Source organism: Pseudomonas sp. RIT357 (assembly GCF_000632245.1).
In the GTDB taxonomy this organism is placed as follows: Bacteria; Pseudomonadota; Gammaproteobacteria; order Pseudomonadales; family Pseudomonadaceae; genus Aquipseudomonas; species Aquipseudomonas sivasensis.
Window position 1 is genome coordinate 278,046 of record NZ_JFYX01000001.1, and the last position, 14,566, is coordinate 292,611.

The 14,566-nt window shown below is 60.8% G+C and carries 14 protein-coding genes; 10 read left to right on the forward strand and 4 right to left on the reverse strand.

Annotation, left to right across the window (positions count from 1 at the left end):
- The first annotated feature begins 60 nt into the window (after window positions 1-60).
- The 4 genes from BW43_RS25880 to BW43_RS25865 all read left to right on the forward strand — a co-directional run bounded on the left by BW43_RS25880 (window position 61) and on the right by BW43_RS25865 (window position 4,693).
- Window positions 61-1,416 (forward strand): pitrilysin family protein, encoded by a 1,356-nt coding sequence (locus tag BW43_RS25880; RefSeq protein WP_032884151.1) that lies wholly within the window; start codon window positions 61-63, stop codon window positions 1,414-1,416.
- On the forward strand, window positions 1,409-2,893 hold the full coding sequence (locus BW43_RS25875; RefSeq protein WP_032884154.1) for a pitrilysin family protein: 1,485 nt from the start codon (window positions 1,409-1,411) through the stop codon (window positions 2,891-2,893). The genes BW43_RS25880 and BW43_RS25875 overlap by 8 nt, the downstream gene beginning before the upstream one ends.
- Window positions 2,893-3,504 (forward strand): 16S rRNA (guanine(966)-N(2))-methyltransferase RsmD, encoded by a 612-nt coding sequence (gene rsmD, locus BW43_RS25870; RefSeq protein WP_032884156.1) that lies wholly within the window; start codon window positions 2,893-2,895, stop codon window positions 3,502-3,504. The genes BW43_RS25875 and rsmD overlap by 1 nt, the downstream gene beginning before the upstream one ends.
- A 193-nt stretch (window positions 3,505-3,697) precedes the next feature.
- Window positions 3,698-4,693 carry a hydrolase gene (locus BW43_RS25865; RefSeq protein ID WP_032884157.1) on the forward strand — a complete coding sequence of 332 codons (996 nt, stop codon included), beginning with the start codon at window positions 3,698-3,700 and terminating at the stop codon, window positions 4,691-4,693.
- Window positions 4,694-4,813: 120 nt separating this feature from the next.
- Here the strand turns inward: BW43_RS25865 and BW43_RS25860 are convergent, their stop codons facing one another.
- Complete coding sequence (locus BW43_RS25860; RefSeq protein WP_032884160.1) at window positions 4,814-5,668, reverse strand: sulfurtransferase; 855 nt, start codon at window positions 5,666-5,668, stop codon at window positions 4,814-4,816.
- A gap of 31 nt (window positions 5,669-5,699) precedes the next feature.
- On the reverse strand, window positions 5,700-6,371 hold the full coding sequence (locus BW43_RS25855) for a TetR/AcrR family transcriptional regulator (RefSeq protein WP_032884162.1): 672 nt from the start codon (window positions 6,369-6,371) through the stop codon (window positions 5,700-5,702).
- Window positions 6,372-6,517: 146 nt separating this feature from the next.
- Between BW43_RS25855 and BW43_RS25850 the strand changes: the two genes are divergently transcribed.
- From BW43_RS25850 to BW43_RS25830, 5 genes are all read left to right on the forward strand, one after another.
- Window positions 6,518-7,945, forward strand: a complete 1,428-nt coding sequence (locus BW43_RS25850) for a coniferyl aldehyde dehydrogenase (protein WP_032884164.1) — start codon at window positions 6,518-6,520, stop codon at window positions 7,943-7,945.
- A gap of 28 nt (window positions 7,946-7,973) precedes the next feature.
- Window positions 7,974-8,519 (forward strand): hypothetical protein, encoded by a 546-nt coding sequence (locus BW43_RS25845; RefSeq protein WP_032884165.1) that lies wholly within the window; start codon window positions 7,974-7,976, stop codon window positions 8,517-8,519.
- 39 nt (window positions 8,520-8,558) lie between these two features.
- Window positions 8,559-10,154 (forward strand): GMC family oxidoreductase, encoded by a 1,596-nt coding sequence (locus BW43_RS25840; RefSeq protein ID WP_032884166.1) that lies wholly within the window; start codon window positions 8,559-8,561, stop codon window positions 10,152-10,154.
- Between the two features lie 103 nt (window positions 10,155-10,257).
- Window positions 10,258-10,737, forward strand: a complete 480-nt coding sequence (gene coaD, locus BW43_RS25835; protein WP_003176711.1) for a pantetheine-phosphate adenylyltransferase — start codon at window positions 10,258-10,260, stop codon at window positions 10,735-10,737.
- 261 nt (window positions 10,738-10,998) lie between these two features.
- Window positions 10,999-11,250: a YfhL family 4Fe-4S dicluster ferredoxin gene (locus BW43_RS25830; RefSeq protein ID WP_032884168.1), complete on the forward strand. Its 252-nt coding sequence runs from the start codon at window positions 10,999-11,001 to the stop codon at window positions 11,248-11,250.
- Window positions 11,251-11,367: 117 nt separating this feature from the next.
- Here the strand turns inward: BW43_RS25830 and mutM are convergent, their stop codons facing one another.
- Both mutM and BW43_RS25820 read right to left on the reverse strand, forming a co-directional pair.
- Entirely contained in the window at window positions 11,368-12,180 is an 813-nt protein-coding gene (gene mutM / locus BW43_RS25825; protein ID WP_032884169.1) for a bifunctional DNA-formamidopyrimidine glycosylase/DNA-(apurinic or apyrimidinic site) lyase, read from the reverse strand.
- Window positions 12,181-12,202: 22 nt separating this feature from the next.
- Window positions 12,203-13,069: an HDOD domain-containing protein gene (locus tag BW43_RS25820; RefSeq protein WP_032884170.1), complete on the reverse strand. Its 867-nt coding sequence runs from the start codon at window positions 13,067-13,069 to the stop codon at window positions 12,203-12,205.
- A 169-nt stretch (window positions 13,070-13,238) separates the two neighbouring features.
- Between BW43_RS25820 and BW43_RS25815 the strand changes: the two genes are divergently transcribed.
- Complete coding sequence (locus BW43_RS25815) at window positions 13,239-14,435, forward strand: class I SAM-dependent rRNA methyltransferase (protein ID WP_003213799.1); 1,197 nt, start codon at window positions 13,239-13,241, stop codon at window positions 14,433-14,435.
- Window positions 14,436-14,566: the final 131 nt, after the last annotated feature.

Here is a 14,566-nt window from a genome sequence, read left to right on the forward strand (position 1 = left end):
AGCACCTCCTCGCCCGCTGACGCTAAGACCAAGCGGGCAGCCCAACAGGTTTAAAAACGAATGAATGCTCTAGCCCGCCGCGCCGCAGGCCTGCTGTTCAGCACAGTTTGTCTGCCTCTTACAGCCTTGGCTGCCGACCCACAACCCACCCATGAATTCACCCTGGACAACGGCCTCAAGGTCGTCGTGCGCGAAGATCATCGCGCCCCGGTGGTGGTTTCCCAGGTTTGGTACAAAGTGGGTTCGAGCTACGAAACCCCGGGCCAGACTGGTTTGTCCCACGCCTTGGAACACATGATGTTCAAGGGCAGCGCCAAAGTCGGCCCCGGCGAAGCCTCGCTGATCCTGCGCGACCTGGGTGCCGAAGAAAACGCGTTCACCAGCGATGACTACACCGCTTATTACCAAGTCCTGGCCCGTGACCGCCTGGGCGTGGCCTTCGAACTTGAAGCCGACCGCATGGCAAGCCTGCGTCTACCGGCCGACGAGTTCAGCCGCGAAATCGAGGTTATTAAAGAAGAACGTCGCCTGCGCACCGACGACAACCCGATGTCCAAGGCCTACGAGCGCTTCAAGGCCATGGCCTTCCCAGCCAGCGGCTACCACACGCCGACCATCGGCTGGATGGCCGATCTGGACCGCATGAAGGTCGAAGAACTGCGCCACTGGTACCAATCCTGGTACGTGCCGAACAACGCCACCCTGGTGGTAGTCGGCGACGTAACTCCGGACGAGGTGAAAAACCTGGCCCAACGCTACTTTGGCCCGATCCCCAAGCGTGACGTACCGCCCGCGAAGATCCCGATGGAGCTGGCTGAACCCGGCGAGCGCCTGCTGACGATGCACGTGCAGACCCAATTGCCGAGCGTGATGCTCGGTTTCAACGTTCCTGGCCTGGCGACTGCCGAAGACAAACGCTCGGTGCAAGCCCTGCGCCTGATTTCGGCCCTGTTGGATGGCGGCTACAGTGCGCGCATCTCGGAGCAGTTGGAACGCGGTGAAGAGCTGGTTTCGGCAGCCTCCACCAATTACGACGCTTATACCCGCGGCGACACCCTGTTCATGCTGTCGGCCACCCCAAACCAGCAGAAGAAAAAGACCGTTGCCCAAGCCGAAGCCGGCCTGTGGCGACTGCTCGAAGAACTCAAAGCCAAGCCGCCAACCGCCGAAGAACTGGAACGCATCCGCGCTCAGGTCATCGCCGGCCTGGTCTATCAGCGTGACTCCATCACCAGCCAGGCCACGGCCATCGGCTCCCTGGAAACTGTCGGCCTGTCCTGGAAGCTGATGGACAGTGAACTCGCCGACCTGCAAAGCGTGACGCCTGAAGATATCCAGAAGGCCGCGCGTACTTATTTCACCCGCGAGCGTCTGAGCGTCGCCCATGTTCTGCCTGAGGAGACTGCTCATGAGTGATCGCAAAAGCCTGATCCTGCCTGGCCTGATCGCCGTTACCCTGATCGCGGCGAGCGCCGTGTATTTCCTGCGCCCAAGTGAATCGGTCGCGAGCCCGGCGCTTGAAAAAGCCCAGTCAGCCAACAAACTGCAATCCTTGGCGGAGTTGGACGGCAAGGCACCCACCAACCGCAAGCTCGACGTGCAAACCTGGACCACCGCCGAAGGCGCCAAGGTGCTGTTTGTTGAGGCTCATGAACTGCCGATGTTCGACATGCGCATCCTGTTCGCCGCCGGCAGCAGCCAGGATGGCGATGTGCAGGGCCTGGCGTTGATGACCAACGCCATGCTCAACGAAGGCATACCGGGCAAGGACGTCAGCCAGATCGCCAGTGGTTTTGAAGGCCTGGGCGCCGACTTCGGCAATGGCGCTTACCGCGACATGGCACTGGTATCCCTGCGCAGCCTGAGTGCAAGCGATAAACGCGACGCCGCCCTGGCGCTGTTTGACGACGTGATCGGCAAGCCGACCTTTCCGGCCGACTCCCTGGCCCGCATCAAGAATCAGATCCTCGCCGGCTTCGAATATCAGAAGCAAAACCCCGGCAAACTCGCCAGCCTGGAGCTGTTCAAGCGCTTGTACGGCGATCACCCTTATGCGCACCCGAGCGAAGGCACACCTGAAAGCGTGCCGAAAATTAGCCAGGCGCAGTTGCAGGCGTTCCACGCCAAGGCGTACGCCGCCGGTAATGCGGTGATTGCGGTGGTAGGCGACCTGACCCGCGCCGAAGCTGAAGCCATGACCGCAAAGGTGTCCGCATCGCTGCCTAAAGGCCCGGCCCTGGCGAAGATTGCCCAGCCGACTGAACCAAAGGCCGGCCTGAGCCATATCGAGTTCCCATCCAAGCAGACGCACTTGCTGTTCGCCCAACTCGGCATCGACCGCGCCGACCCGGACTACGCGGCCTTGTCCCTGGGTAACCAGATCCTCGGCGGCGGTGGTTTCGGCACCCGTTTGATGAGCGAAGTACGTGAAAAGCGTGGCCTGACCTACGGTGTTTACTCCGGTTTTTCACCGATGCAGGTACGCGGTCCGTTCATGATCAACCTGCAGACACGCGCCGAAATGAGCGGCGGCACCCTGCGCCTGGTCGAAGACGTCGTGGCCGATTACCTCAAGAACGGTCCGACGCAAAAAGAGCTGGATGACGCCAAGCGCGAGCTGGCCGGCAGCTTCCCGCTGTCTACCGCCAGCAACGCCGATATCGTCGGTCAGCTGGGCGCCATGGGTTTCTATAACCTGCCGCTGAGCTATCTGGAAGATTTCATGAAACAATCCCAGGCCCTGACCGTAGAGCAGGTCAAGGCTGCAATGAATAAACACTTGAGCGCCGATAAGATGGTCATCGTGACCGCCGGCCCGACGATTGCGCAAAAGCCACTACCGCCCCCCACTGATAAACCCGCCGAGCAGCCGCTCGGGGTTCCGGAGCATTAATGGCCAGTTCATCTCGCCCGAAAAAACCTGTCCACAACGTACACAACGGTGTGGGCCAACTGCGCATCATTGGCGGTGAATGGGGCAGCCGCAAGCTGAGCTTCCCCGATGTCGTGGGCCTGCGCCCAACGCCGGATCGCGTGCGTGAAACCCTGTTCAACTGGCTCGCGCCGTATATCGCGGGCGCTAAGGTCTTGGACCCGTTCGCCGGCAGTGGCGCACTGTTCCTGGAGGCGTTGTCCCGTGGCGCGTCTCAGGCACAGGCGCTGGATGCCAGCAATGTGGCGGTCTCCAGCCTCAAGGAACACCTGGGCACCCTGCGTTGCACCAATGGCCAGGTACAAACTGCCGATGCTCTGCGCTACCTGGAAACCCAGGCGGCCAGCGAGTACGACGTAGTGTTCCTCGACCCGCCGTTTAACCAGAACCTCTTGCCGACCGTGTGCACGCTGCTGGAAGAACGCCAATGGCTGGCGCCCGACGCTTGGATCTACACTGAAAGCGAGACTGCGCCATCTTCCTTGGGACTGCCGGGCGCGTGGCGACTGCACCGGGAGCAGAAATCCGGGCGGGTGTATTACGCGTTGTGGCATCGGTTGGTCGAGAACTGAGAGCAATCCAGCTTTTGTGGTGAACGGGCTTGCGCCGCGCTGGGCTGCGGAGCGGCCCCAATAAAAACACCGCGCACCATCAGCTAGAACTCGGTCGCTTGGTCTGGGGCCGCTCCGCAGCCCCGCGCGGGGCAAGCCCGCTCACCACAGAAGCCTGCTCACCACAGCAAACGCGCTTGCCACAGAGATCTGCATGACCCCTTCCTCTGAAAAATTCACCCCCGCCTTCGGCCTCGGCAACCCTCACCTGCAAACCCTGTGGGGGCCGCTGTGGCGCCCTACCACCCATATCGAACGCCAACGCGAACGCCTGTGGCTGGAAGACGGCGACTTTCTCGACCTCGACTGGCATGGCCCGCATGACGCGCAGGCGCCGTTGGTGCTGGTGCTGCATGGGCTGACCGGCTCGTCCAATTCCCCCTATGTAGCCGGCCTGCAAAAAGTCCTCGCAGCGCAAGGCTGGGCCAGTGCGGCCTTGAACTGGCGTGGTTGCTCGGGCGAGCCCAACCTGTTGGCCCGCAGCTATCACTCGGGCGCCAGCGAAGACCTGGCCGCCGCCATTGCGCATCTACGCGCCAAGCGCCCGCTGGCGCCGCTGTATGCGGTGGGTTATTCGCTGGGTGGCAATGTGCTGCTTAAGCACCTGGGGGAAACCGGCGAGGCATCCGGGTTGCAAGGGGCGGCGGCGGTGTCGGTGCCGTTTCGCCTGGACCAGTGTGCGGACCGCATCGGGATAGGCTTCTCGCGCGTTTACCAGAAGCACTTCATGCGCGAGATGCTCGCGTATATCCGCGTCAAGCAGCGTCAGTTTTTGCAGGATGGTCGGGAGGACGGGTTGAAAACCCTGGAAGCGCTCGGCTCACTGGAGAAGATGCGTACCTTCTGGGACTTCGATGGCCGGGTCACCGCGCCGCTGCACGGGTTCTTGAGTGCCGAGGACTATTACCGCCGCGCGTCGAGTCGCTACTACCTGGGTGCTATACGCACGCCGACGTTGATTATCCAGGCTGCCGACGACCCGTTCGTATTCGCCCACAGCTTGCCCGAGGCCAGCGAGCTGTCGGCGTGCACCGAGTTTGAGCTGACGGCCAAAGGTGGGCACGTAGGCTTCGTCGATGGCTCACTGAAACGCCCCAGCTACTACTTGGAGCGGCGCATTCCCCAATGGTTACTGTCAAAACACGGTTAAACATGTGGGAGGGGGCTCGCCCCCGATTGCGGTGGAACAGTCAATAATGTGTCGACTGATACTCCGTAATCGAGGACAAGCCCCCTCCCACATTTGGATTGGGTTTACACGACCGGTAAATCAGTCGCCAGTCGCAATTGCCCGCGCAGGATCGGTAATCCACTCGCTCCACGACCCCGCATACAACTTGCCCAACGGATAACCCGCCAGACTCAGGGCGAACAGGTTGTGGCAGGCCGTCACACCCGAGCCGCAGTACGCCACCAGATCTTCCGGCGAGCGGCCTTGCAACTGCGCGGCGAAGCGTTGCCTGAGTTGGTCGGCCGGCAGGAAACGTCCATCGCTGCCCAGGTTTTCGTTGAACGCCGCACATTGCGCACCGGGGATATGCCCGGCAATCGGATCAATAGGTTCAACGTCACCGCGAAAACGCGCTTGGGCACGGGCATCGATCAAGGTCAGGCCGGGTTGGCCCAAGCGTTTTTGCAGGTGTTCGGCGTCCAGCAACAGATGATTGTCCGGCGTACCCGCGAAGGTGCCAGGCTCTGTCACCGGCGCGTCCAGGCTCAACGGGAAACCAGCTACATGCCAGGCCTTGAGGCCGCCATCCAGGATAAACACGCCATCGCGCTTGCCCAGCCAGGCCAGCAGCCACCAGGCGCGGGCGGCAAATGCGCCGGGGCCGTCGTCATAGAGCACCACGTCGGTATTGGCATGGATGCCCCAGGCCCGCAATTGCTCGGCAAAAGTGTCCGCCGCCGGCAATGGGTGGCGACCGGTCACTCCCTTGATTACCGGGCCGCTGAGATGGCGTTCCAGGTCGGCATATTGCGCGCCGTCGATATGCCCTTCGGCGTAGCTGCAAAGTCCGTAATCCGGGTCTTCCAGGGCAAAACGACAGTCCAGGATCACCAGCCCGGTAGACTTCTGGCGCTCGGCCAATTGCTGGGGACTGATCAGTTGGGCAAGCGGCATGACGAACTCCTACGAATGCAGTGGGAAAGGCCTACTTCACTTCTTCCAGTGCCTGGTTCAGCGGCACGTAAAATTCTTTGAACAGCGCATCCACGGCCTCTTTCGCCTGAGGCGTGACAAAACCGGCCTCCAGCACCAGCACCTGATACACCCCGCGCTTAATGGCTTCGGCACTCAAATGGGCAGAATTTTCATTGGTGGTGCACAGAAAACGCACCCACGACGTGAGGATGATCCAGGCGTTGAGGGTCAGTGCTTCGGTTTGAACAGGGTCCATATTGAGGATGCCAGCGTCGACGAACCCCCGGTAGATCGCATTGCCTTGGGTCAGGCAACGCTGGGAAAAGCGCCGATAACCGGTGGCGAGCTCGGGATCGCTCTCCAGCAGATGTTCAAGGTCGCGATGCAGGAAGCGATAGCGCCACATCCCGGCCAGCAGGGCCTGCAGGTAGAAACGTTTGTCTTGAACCGTCGCGGCGCGCCCCTGTGGCGGACGCAGAAAACTGTCTACCAGCGCTTCGTATTCACGGAACAGCACGGCGATGATCGCCTGCTTGTTGGGGAAGTGGTAGTACAGGTTGCCCGGCGAAATTTCCATATGGGCGGCGATATGGTTGGTGCTGATACTGCGCTCACCCTGCTGGTTAAAAAGCTCCAGGCTGGTTTGCACAATGCGCTCGCTGGTCTTTACTCGTGGTGCCATAGGGGAATCAGCTTCTATACACGTGATGGCGCATCTTACGACCTATCCTTGCCAGGATAAATCTGCATGTTGCCGCAATGTTATTTGACAATTTAGAGCAATGACTCTAAAAATCCAGGCAGACCAATAACAATCGGTGCTGCGCCATGTCTGCCAACGTTGCCTACCTGCAAGATTCCCAGGTGCTGGATCAGCTCCAGGGCCTGTTCGACGCTCAACGTCGCGCCTACGCCGCCAACCCCATGCCGCCGGCAGCACAACGCCAGCAATGGCTCAAGGCCCTGCGCGACCTGCTCAGCGACGAGCGTCAGGCGCTGATCAACGCAATCAGCCAGGACTTCAGCCACCGCAGCGCCGACGAGACCCTTTTCGCCGAATTGATGCCAAGCCTGCATGGCATTCACTACGCCAGCAAACACCTCAAAGGTTGGATGAAACCTTCCCGCCGTGCTGTAGGCATTGCCTTTCAACCGGCCTCAGCCAAGGTCATTTACCAACCGCTGGGCGTGGTCGGGGTGATCGTGCCGTGGAACTACCCGCTGTACCTGGCCATTGGGCCGTTAGTCGGCGCGTTGGCGGCAGGTAACCGGGTGATGCTCAAGCTCAGCGAGTCCACTCCCGCCACCGGCGAACTACTCAAAACCCTGTTGGCGAAAATCTTCCCCGAGGATCTGGTGTGCGTGGTGTTGGGGGAAGCCGACGTGGGCATGGCGTTTTCCAAGCTGCGCTTCGACCACCTGCTGTTCACCGGCGCCACCAGCATCGGCAAACACGTGATGCGCGCAGCGGCCGAGCACCTCACGCCGGTCACCCTGGAGCTGGGCGGCAAGTCGCCAGCCATCGTTTCCGCCGATGTACCGCTCAAGGACGCCGCCGAACGCATCGCCTTCGGCAAAGCCTTGAATGCCGGGCAAACCTGTGTGGCGCCGGATTACGTGCTGGTGCCAGAAGACCGTGTCGAGGGCTTCGTCGAGGCTTACAGCAAAGCCGTTCGCGGATTTTATCCGACCCTGGCAGACAACCCGGACTACACCGCAATCATCAATGAACGGCAATTGGCTCGGCTCAATAGTTACGTCAAGGACGCCACCGATAAAGGCGCGACGCTGATTCCGCTGTACGAGCAAGGCCAGGCGCGCCGCATGGCCCACAGCCTGCTGCTGGATGTCAGCGACGACATGACTGTGATGCAGGACGAGATCTTCGGCCCAGTGCTGCCGATCGTGCCGTATCGCGGTATCGACCAGGCGTTTGCCTACATCAACCAACGCCCTCGCCCGCTTGCTCTGTATTACTTCGGCTACGACAAGGGCGAACAGAACAGAGTGCTGCACGAGACCCATTCCGGCGGCGTGTGCCTGAACGACACCCTGCTGCACGTGGCCCAGGACGACATGCCATTTGGCGGCATCGGCCCTTCGGGCATGGGCCATTACCACGGGCATGAAGGTTTCCTGACCTTCAGCAAGGCTAAGGGTGTGCTGGTGAAGCAGCGCCTGAACGCCGCTAAGTTGATCTACCCGCCTTATGGCAAGGCTATTCAGAAGTTGATCCAGAAGCTGTTCGTTCGCTGACACCGCCACCCACGGGATAACAATAACAATGAACCCTAGCCTGACTGATTCACCCGCGCTGTCGCGGCGCGGCGTCTTGAAAATCGGCCTGTGCGCCAGCGCCTTCCTCGCCACCGCCGGGCTTGGCGCCAGCCTCAGCGGCTGTTCCAGCAGCACACCGGCCAGCGGCTTTGCCCTGTTGCGCAGCAGCGATCTGCCGTTTTTACGCGCGGTCATTCCGGTATTGCTGGAAGGTGTAGCCAGCGCCCAGGAGGTGGCCAACGGCGTCGAAGACACCCTGAAAAAACTCGATTTCAGCCTGCAGCGCCTGTCGCCCGAGATGTTCAAGCTCACCCAGCAGCTGTTCGACGTATTGGGCATGACCATCACCCGAGGTCCGTTGACCGGTATCTGGGGCAGCTGGGAGAACGCCAGCACAGAGCAGATCCACAACTTCCTGCACCGCTGGGAAAACAGCTACCTGAACCTGCTGCGCATGGGCCAGGGCTCATTGCTCAAGCTGGTGATCATGGCCTGGTACTTCCAGCCCGCATCCTGGGCCCATTGCGGCTATCCCGGCCCGCCGAAGATCTGATCCGCATCCCCCCAACAATAAAAACAAGAGACGATCCTGATGCCCGTACCCGATCTGTTCCGCGAAGGCCTGGCCCGTGGCTGGAAAACCCACAACGGCGCCGCCCTCGACAATGACCTGACGCTGGAAGCCGACGTCGCCATCATCGGCAGCGGCGCCGGTGGCGGCACCACGGCCGAGATCCTCAGCGCCGCCGGCTATAAAGTGCTGCTGATCGAGGAAGGCCCACTCAAGACCAGCAGCGATTTCAAGTTGCTGGAGGACGAGGCCTACACCAGCCTGTATCAGGAAGGCATCGGCCGCATGAGCAAGGACGGCGCGATTACTATCCTGCAGGGTCGGGCAGTGGGCGGCACCACGTTGATCAACTGGACCTCCAGCTTCCGCACCCCGGACGCCACCCTCTCTCACTGGGCCAGTGAATACGCGGTCAAAGGCCACAGCAGCGCCGAGATGGCGCCGTGGTTCGAAAAAATGGAACAACGCCTGGGCATCGCGCCTTGGGCCATGCCGCCGAACGCCAACAATGACGTGATCCGCAAAGGCTGCGAAAAACTTGGCTATAGCTGGCATGTGATCCCGCGCAATGTGCGTGGCTGTTTCAACCTGGGCTATTGCGGCATGGGTTGCCCGGTCAATGCCAAGCAATCGATGCTGGTGACCACCATACCGTCCACCCTGGAGAAAGGCGGCGAGTTGCTCTACCTGGCCCGCGCCGAACACCTCAAATACAGCGGCGACACGATCAGCAGCCTGGAATGCGTGGCCATGGATGAGCGCTGCGTATCGCCGACCGGGCGCAAGATCACAGTCAAGGCAAAACACTACGTGCTGTCGGGCGGCGGTATCAACAGCCCGGCGTTGCTGATGCGCTCGGACGCACCCGACCCGCACTCGCGCTTGGGCAAGCGCACCTTTTTGCACCTTGTGAATTTCTCCGCCGGGTTGTTCGACGAGGTGATCAACCCGTTCTACGGTGCACCGCAGTCGATCTACTCCGATCACTTCCAATGGCAGGACGGCACGACCGGCAAAATGTCCTACAAGCTAGAAGCGCCGCCCTTACACCCAGGATTGGCCAGCACGCTGTTCGGCGGCTACGGCACCGGGAACGCGCTGGACATGAGCCAATTGCCGAATACTCACGCCATGCTCGCCCTTTTGCGCGACGGTTTTCACCCCGACAGCCCTGGTGGAACGGTAGATTTGCGCGGCGACGGCACTCCCGTTCTCGATTATCAGGTTTCACCCTACGCCTGGGACGGCCTGCGCCGGGCCTTTCACAGCATGGCCGAAATTCAGTTTGCAGCGGGCGCCAAGTCGGTCAAGCCGCTGCATCACGATGCGCGTTACGTAAACACCTTGGCGCAAGCCCGCGAACTGATTGACGGTTTGAACCTGGAACTGCATCGCACGACCCTGGGCAGCGCCCATGTGATGGGCGGTTGTGCGATGGGCGAAGACCCGAAAAACGCCGTGGCCGACAGCCTGGGTCGCCATCACCAATTACGTAATCTGTCGATCCACGATGGCTCGTTATTCCCCACCAGCATTGGGGCCAACCCCCAATTGTCGGTGTACGGATTGACCGCCCAACTGGCCACAGCATTGGCCGAACGTCTGAAAACAGCATGAAAAAACGCTCGATCAGCGGCATGTATCTACATAAGTCGACTTGGCCGACCGGGATGGCTGCGATACCATCCGGTTCCCCAACGGACTCCGCCAGGACGACGCGATGAACCGAGTGTTGTACCCAGGAACCTTCGACCCGATTACCAAAGGCCATGGCGATCTGGTCGAACGCGCCTCTCGCTTGTTCGACCATGTGATCATCGCGGTCGCGGCCAGCCCCAAGAAAAACCCGCTGTTTCCCCTGGAACAGCGCGTGGAGCTGGCGCGTGAGGTCACCAAGCACCTGCCTAACGTCGAAGTCGTGGGCTTTTCGACGCTGCTGGCGCACTTTGCCAAAGAGCAGAACGCCAATGTGTTCCTGCGCGGCCTACGTGCGGTATCGGACTTCGAATACGAATTCCAACTGGCCAACATGAACCGCCAACTGGCGCCGGACGTTGAGAGCCTGTTCCTCACGCCTTCGGAACGTTATTCGTTCATTTCCTCGACGTTAGTCCGTGAAATCGCTGCTTTGGGCGGAGATATCACCAAGTTCGTGCACCCTGCCGTGGCGGACGCGCTGACGCTGCGCTTCAAGAAGTAGCCGAGGTTTGCCGGTTTACCTGTAGTGAGCGGGCTTGCCCCGCGCCGGGCTGAGAAGCCCCCAATAAGAGCACTGCGTAGCTTTAGGTGAACCCCGGTCGCCTGGATTGGGGCTAATTCGCAGCCCAGCGCGGGGCAAGCCCGCTCACCACAAAAATCAAAAGCCACAAGTCAGACCGGCTCGCACTGCGGGCGCCAATGCGGCACAATTGCGCGCATTAGTTTTCAGATGCCCTGGCTGACAGCCCTGGCAGGAGTTTCCATGTCCCTGATCATCACCGACGATTGCATCAATTGCGACGTCTGCGAACCCGAGTGCCCGAACGCTGCCATTTCCCAAGGTGAGGAGATCTACGTGATCGATCCGAACCTGTGCACCCAGTGTGTCGGCCACTATGACGAACCTCAGTGCCAACAGGTGTGCCCGGTGGATTGCATTCCGCTGGATGAGGCGCGTCCGGAGACTGAAGAGGAACTGATGGAGAAGTACCGGAAGATTACCGGTAAGGCCTGAGGTTCTTCAGCGCCTGTCAGGGCCTTATCGGGGGCAAGCCCCCTCCCACACTTGTAATGCATTTCAAATGTGGGAGGGGGCTTGCCCCCGATGGTTATATCCGCCATCACACAACAATCAGCTCTGGCACTTGGGGCAAAACACACTCGCCCGCTGCCCCAGCACCACGTTGCGCAGCTCAGTCCCACAGACCTTGCACGCCTCGCCACCCCGGCCGTAGACGAACAACTCCTGCTGGAAATACCCCGGCTGCCCATCCCCGCCGATAAAGTCCCGCAACGTGGTGCCGCCCCGCTCGATGGCGGCCGCCAGCACGCGCTTGATCTCAATCGTCAGCTTCAAATACCGCCCGCGTGAAATACCACCCGCCTCACGACGCGGATCAATCCCCGCCGCAAACAGCGCTTCCGTCGCATAGATATTGCCCACGCCCACCACCACCGCGTTGTCCATGATGAACGGCTTAACCGCCATCGACCGCCTGCGGGACAGTTGAAACAAGCGCTCGCCATCAAACAGGTCGGTCAACGGCTCCGGCCCCAGACGGATCAGCAACTCATGGTTGTGCGGATCCTGGCTCCAGAGCATCGCGCCAAAGCGCCGAGGGTCGGTGTAGCGCAGGGCCATGCCCGATTCCAGCTCGATATCCACGTGCTCATGCTTGGCCGCCGGCATACCGACTTCCACCAGGCGCAAATTGCCTGACATGCCCAAGTGGCTGATCAAGGTGCCCACCTCGGCATTGATCAACAGGTACTTGGCCCGCCGCTCTACCAGCACGATGCGCTGCCCGGACAGGCGCACGTCCAAGTCTTCCGGGATTGGCCAGCGCAGGCGCCGCTCACGTACCACTACGCGGCTGACGCGCTGGCCTTCCAGGTGCGGCGCAATCCCGCGCCGGGTGGTTTCGACTTCTGGTAACTCGGGCATGTGTACCTCTTGAAGGGGGGAGTCAGTGCGCGCCCAGTTCGCGGATCGACAACTTCATACTCTCGAAGTCGTAATCCGACAGGCCCACGTAGTCCAGCACCAGAGGGCCGATGGCGTTCCACTCATGGTCAACCGACTGGTTGCCCAGCACCCGGTAGGACGAGCAGATGTGCTCGGCCATCTTCAGGATTGCCAGCAGGTTCTTCACCTGCGGGTTGCGCGACGACTCATCGCTGAAAACCGCCAGGGCGTTGTGGTGGTTGGCGATGGCATCGGTCACATGTTCCGGCAGGCGCCAGGACTTGGCGGTGTAGTAGCCAACCACCGCATGGTTGGTGTTGAACGCATTGTTCTCGGTGTCGACCACGCGGCAGTCAGGGCCGGCATTGGCGTAGGCCTGCTCCAGCACGGTCATATAGTTGGGGAAGCGCTTGAGCATCAACGGCACCCCGCAATCGTGGAACAAGCCCAAGGCATAGGCCTCGTCTACGGTCTGGGAACCCGTGCGCTTGGCCAGTGTGAGGCAGGTCATGGCCACATCCTGGGCGGTGTCCCAGAAGCGGTTGAGGGTGACGATGGTGTCGTCGCTCATCTCGCCCCTGATCGACTGCGCGTTGATCAGGTTGATGATCGACCGGCTGCCCAACAGGTTCACTGCGCGCTGGATCGAGGCAATCTTGTTGCTCAGGCCGTAATACGGTGAGTTGACAATCTTCAGCAACGCGCCGGACAGGCCGGGATCCTGGGAGATCAACCGTGCGATCACTTCCAGGTCCGGGTCAGGCATGTACTGCTCCATTTGCAAATCCACCATGATTTGCGGTTGGGGCGGTACGCTGATGCCTTGCAGGGCCTGCTGGATCTGTTCGGCGGAAAGCTCTTGGGACATAAGTACACACTCTGGGCTAGGCGAGGATTCTACCCCCTAAGCAAAGCTGACCGACACCTCAAAAACCGGATGGAGCCGGACCAAATTTGGGTGCTGGCCACATGTCCGGCGGCGCCGCGATTTCCTACGCAACAAGGTATACTCCCGCTCTTTTTTCCGGAGCGACGTCATGTCCCTGCCAAGCCTGCGTCTCAAAGCCAACGCCGATCGTCGTTTGCGCAACGGCCACCTGTGGGTCTACAGCAACGAAATCGATGTGGCCGCCACACCTCTTCACGGCTTCCAGGCAGGCGACCAGGCTATCCTGGAAGCGGCCGGCGGCAAGACCCTGGGCATCGTGGCCATGAGCCCGAACAACCTGATCTGCGCACGCCTGCTGTCGCGCGATATCAAGTTGCCGCTGGACAAGTCGCTGCTGGTGCACCGCATCAACGTTGCCCTGTCCCTGCGTGACCGCCTGTTCGACAAGCCGTTCTACCGCCTGGTCTACGGCGATTCCGACCTGCTGCCGGGCCTGGTAGTCGACCGTTTCGGCGACATCCTGGTGGTGCAGATCGCTTCGGCGACCATGGAAGCCCATAAGGAAGACGTGATCGCCGCACTGACCCAAGTGCTCAAGCCGAGCGGCATCCTGTTCAAGAACGACTCCGCTGCGCGCGACGCCGAAGGCCTCAACCGCTACGTCGAAACCGTGTTCGGCCTGGTGCCTGAGTGGGTCGCGCTGGAAGAAAACGGCGTGAAATTCGAAGCCCCAGTGATCCAAGGCCAGAAAACCGGCTGGTTCTATGACCACCGCATGAACCGCGCACGCCTGGCCCCATACGCCAAAGGCAAACGCGTACTCGACCTGTACAGCTACATCGGCGGCTGGGGCGTGCAAGCAGCAGCCTTTGGCGCCAGTGAAGTGTTCTGCGTCGACGCTTCCGCCTTCGCCCTCGACGGCGTAGAGCGCAACGCTGCGCTGAACGGCGTTGCCGAAAAAATGACCTGCATCGAAGGCGACGTCTTCGAAGCGCTGAAAGAACTGAAAGCCAGCGAAGAACGCTTCGACGTGATCGTCGCCGACCCACCGGCCTTCATCAAACGCAAAAAAGACATGAAGAACGGCGAAGGCGCCTACCGCCGCCTGAACGAGCAAGCCATGCGTCTGCTCAGCAAGGACGGCATCCTGGTCAGCGCCTCGTGCTCCATGCACCTACCGGAAGACGACCTGCAGAACATTCTGCTGACCAGCGCCCGTCATCTGGACCGCAATATCCAGATGCTTGAGCGTGGCGGCCAGGGTCCGGATCACCCGGTGCACCCGGCAATTGCCGAGACACGCTACATCAAGAGCATTACGTGCCGGTTGTTGCCGAATAGCTAACAGGCAAGCACAGATAAAAATGTGGGAGGGGGCTTGCCCCCGATAGCCGTGCGTCAGCCAGCTAATAGGGGGCTGACACTACGCAATCGGGGGCAAGCCCCCTCCCACATTTGTTTTGTGGTTGCCGTGAA

Excerpts from the sequence above, each read along its gene's own strand:
- BW43_RS25880 (WP_032884151.1), top strand. The coding sequence starts at position 61 with ATGAATGCTCTAGCCCGCCGCGCCGCAGGCCTGCTGTTCAGCACAGTT.
- BW43_RS25875 (WP_032884154.1), top strand. The coding sequence starts at position 1,409 with ATGAGTGATCGCAAAAGCCTGATCCTGCCTGGCCTGATCGCCGTTACC.
- rsmD (WP_032884156.1), top strand. The coding sequence starts at position 2,893 with ATGGCCAGTTCATCTCGCCCGAAAAAACCTGTCCACAACGTACACAAC.
- BW43_RS25865 (WP_032884157.1), top strand. The coding sequence starts at position 3,698 with ATGACCCCTTCCTCTGAAAAATTCACCCCCGCCTTCGGCCTCGGCAAC.
- BW43_RS25860 (WP_032884160.1), bottom strand. The coding sequence starts at position 5,668 with ATGCCGCTTGCCCAACTGATCAGTCCCCAGCAATTGGCCGAGCGCCAG.
- BW43_RS25855 (WP_032884162.1), bottom strand. The coding sequence starts at position 6,371 with ATGGCACCACGAGTAAAGACCAGCGAGCGCATTGTGCAAACCAGCCTG.
- BW43_RS25850 (WP_032884164.1), top strand. The coding sequence starts at position 6,518 with ATGTCTGCCAACGTTGCCTACCTGCAAGATTCCCAGGTGCTGGATCAG.
- BW43_RS25845 (WP_032884165.1), top strand. The coding sequence starts at position 7,974 with ATGAACCCTAGCCTGACTGATTCACCCGCGCTGTCGCGGCGCGGCGTC.
- BW43_RS25840 (WP_032884166.1), top strand. The coding sequence starts at position 8,559 with ATGCCCGTACCCGATCTGTTCCGCGAAGGCCTGGCCCGTGGCTGGAAA.
- coaD (WP_003176711.1), top strand. The coding sequence starts at position 10,258 with ATGAACCGAGTGTTGTACCCAGGAACCTTCGACCCGATTACCAAAGGC.
- BW43_RS25830 (WP_032884168.1), top strand. The coding sequence starts at position 10,999 with ATGTCCCTGATCATCACCGACGATTGCATCAATTGCGACGTCTGCGAA.
- mutM (WP_032884169.1), bottom strand. The coding sequence starts at position 12,180 with ATGCCCGAGTTACCAGAAGTCGAAACCACCCGGCGCGGGATTGCGCCG.
- BW43_RS25820 (WP_032884170.1), bottom strand. The coding sequence starts at position 13,069 with ATGTCCCAAGAGCTTTCCGCCGAACAGATCCAGCAGGCCCTGCAAGGC.
- BW43_RS25815 (WP_003213799.1), top strand. The coding sequence starts at position 13,239 with ATGTCCCTGCCAAGCCTGCGTCTCAAAGCCAACGCCGATCGTCGTTTG.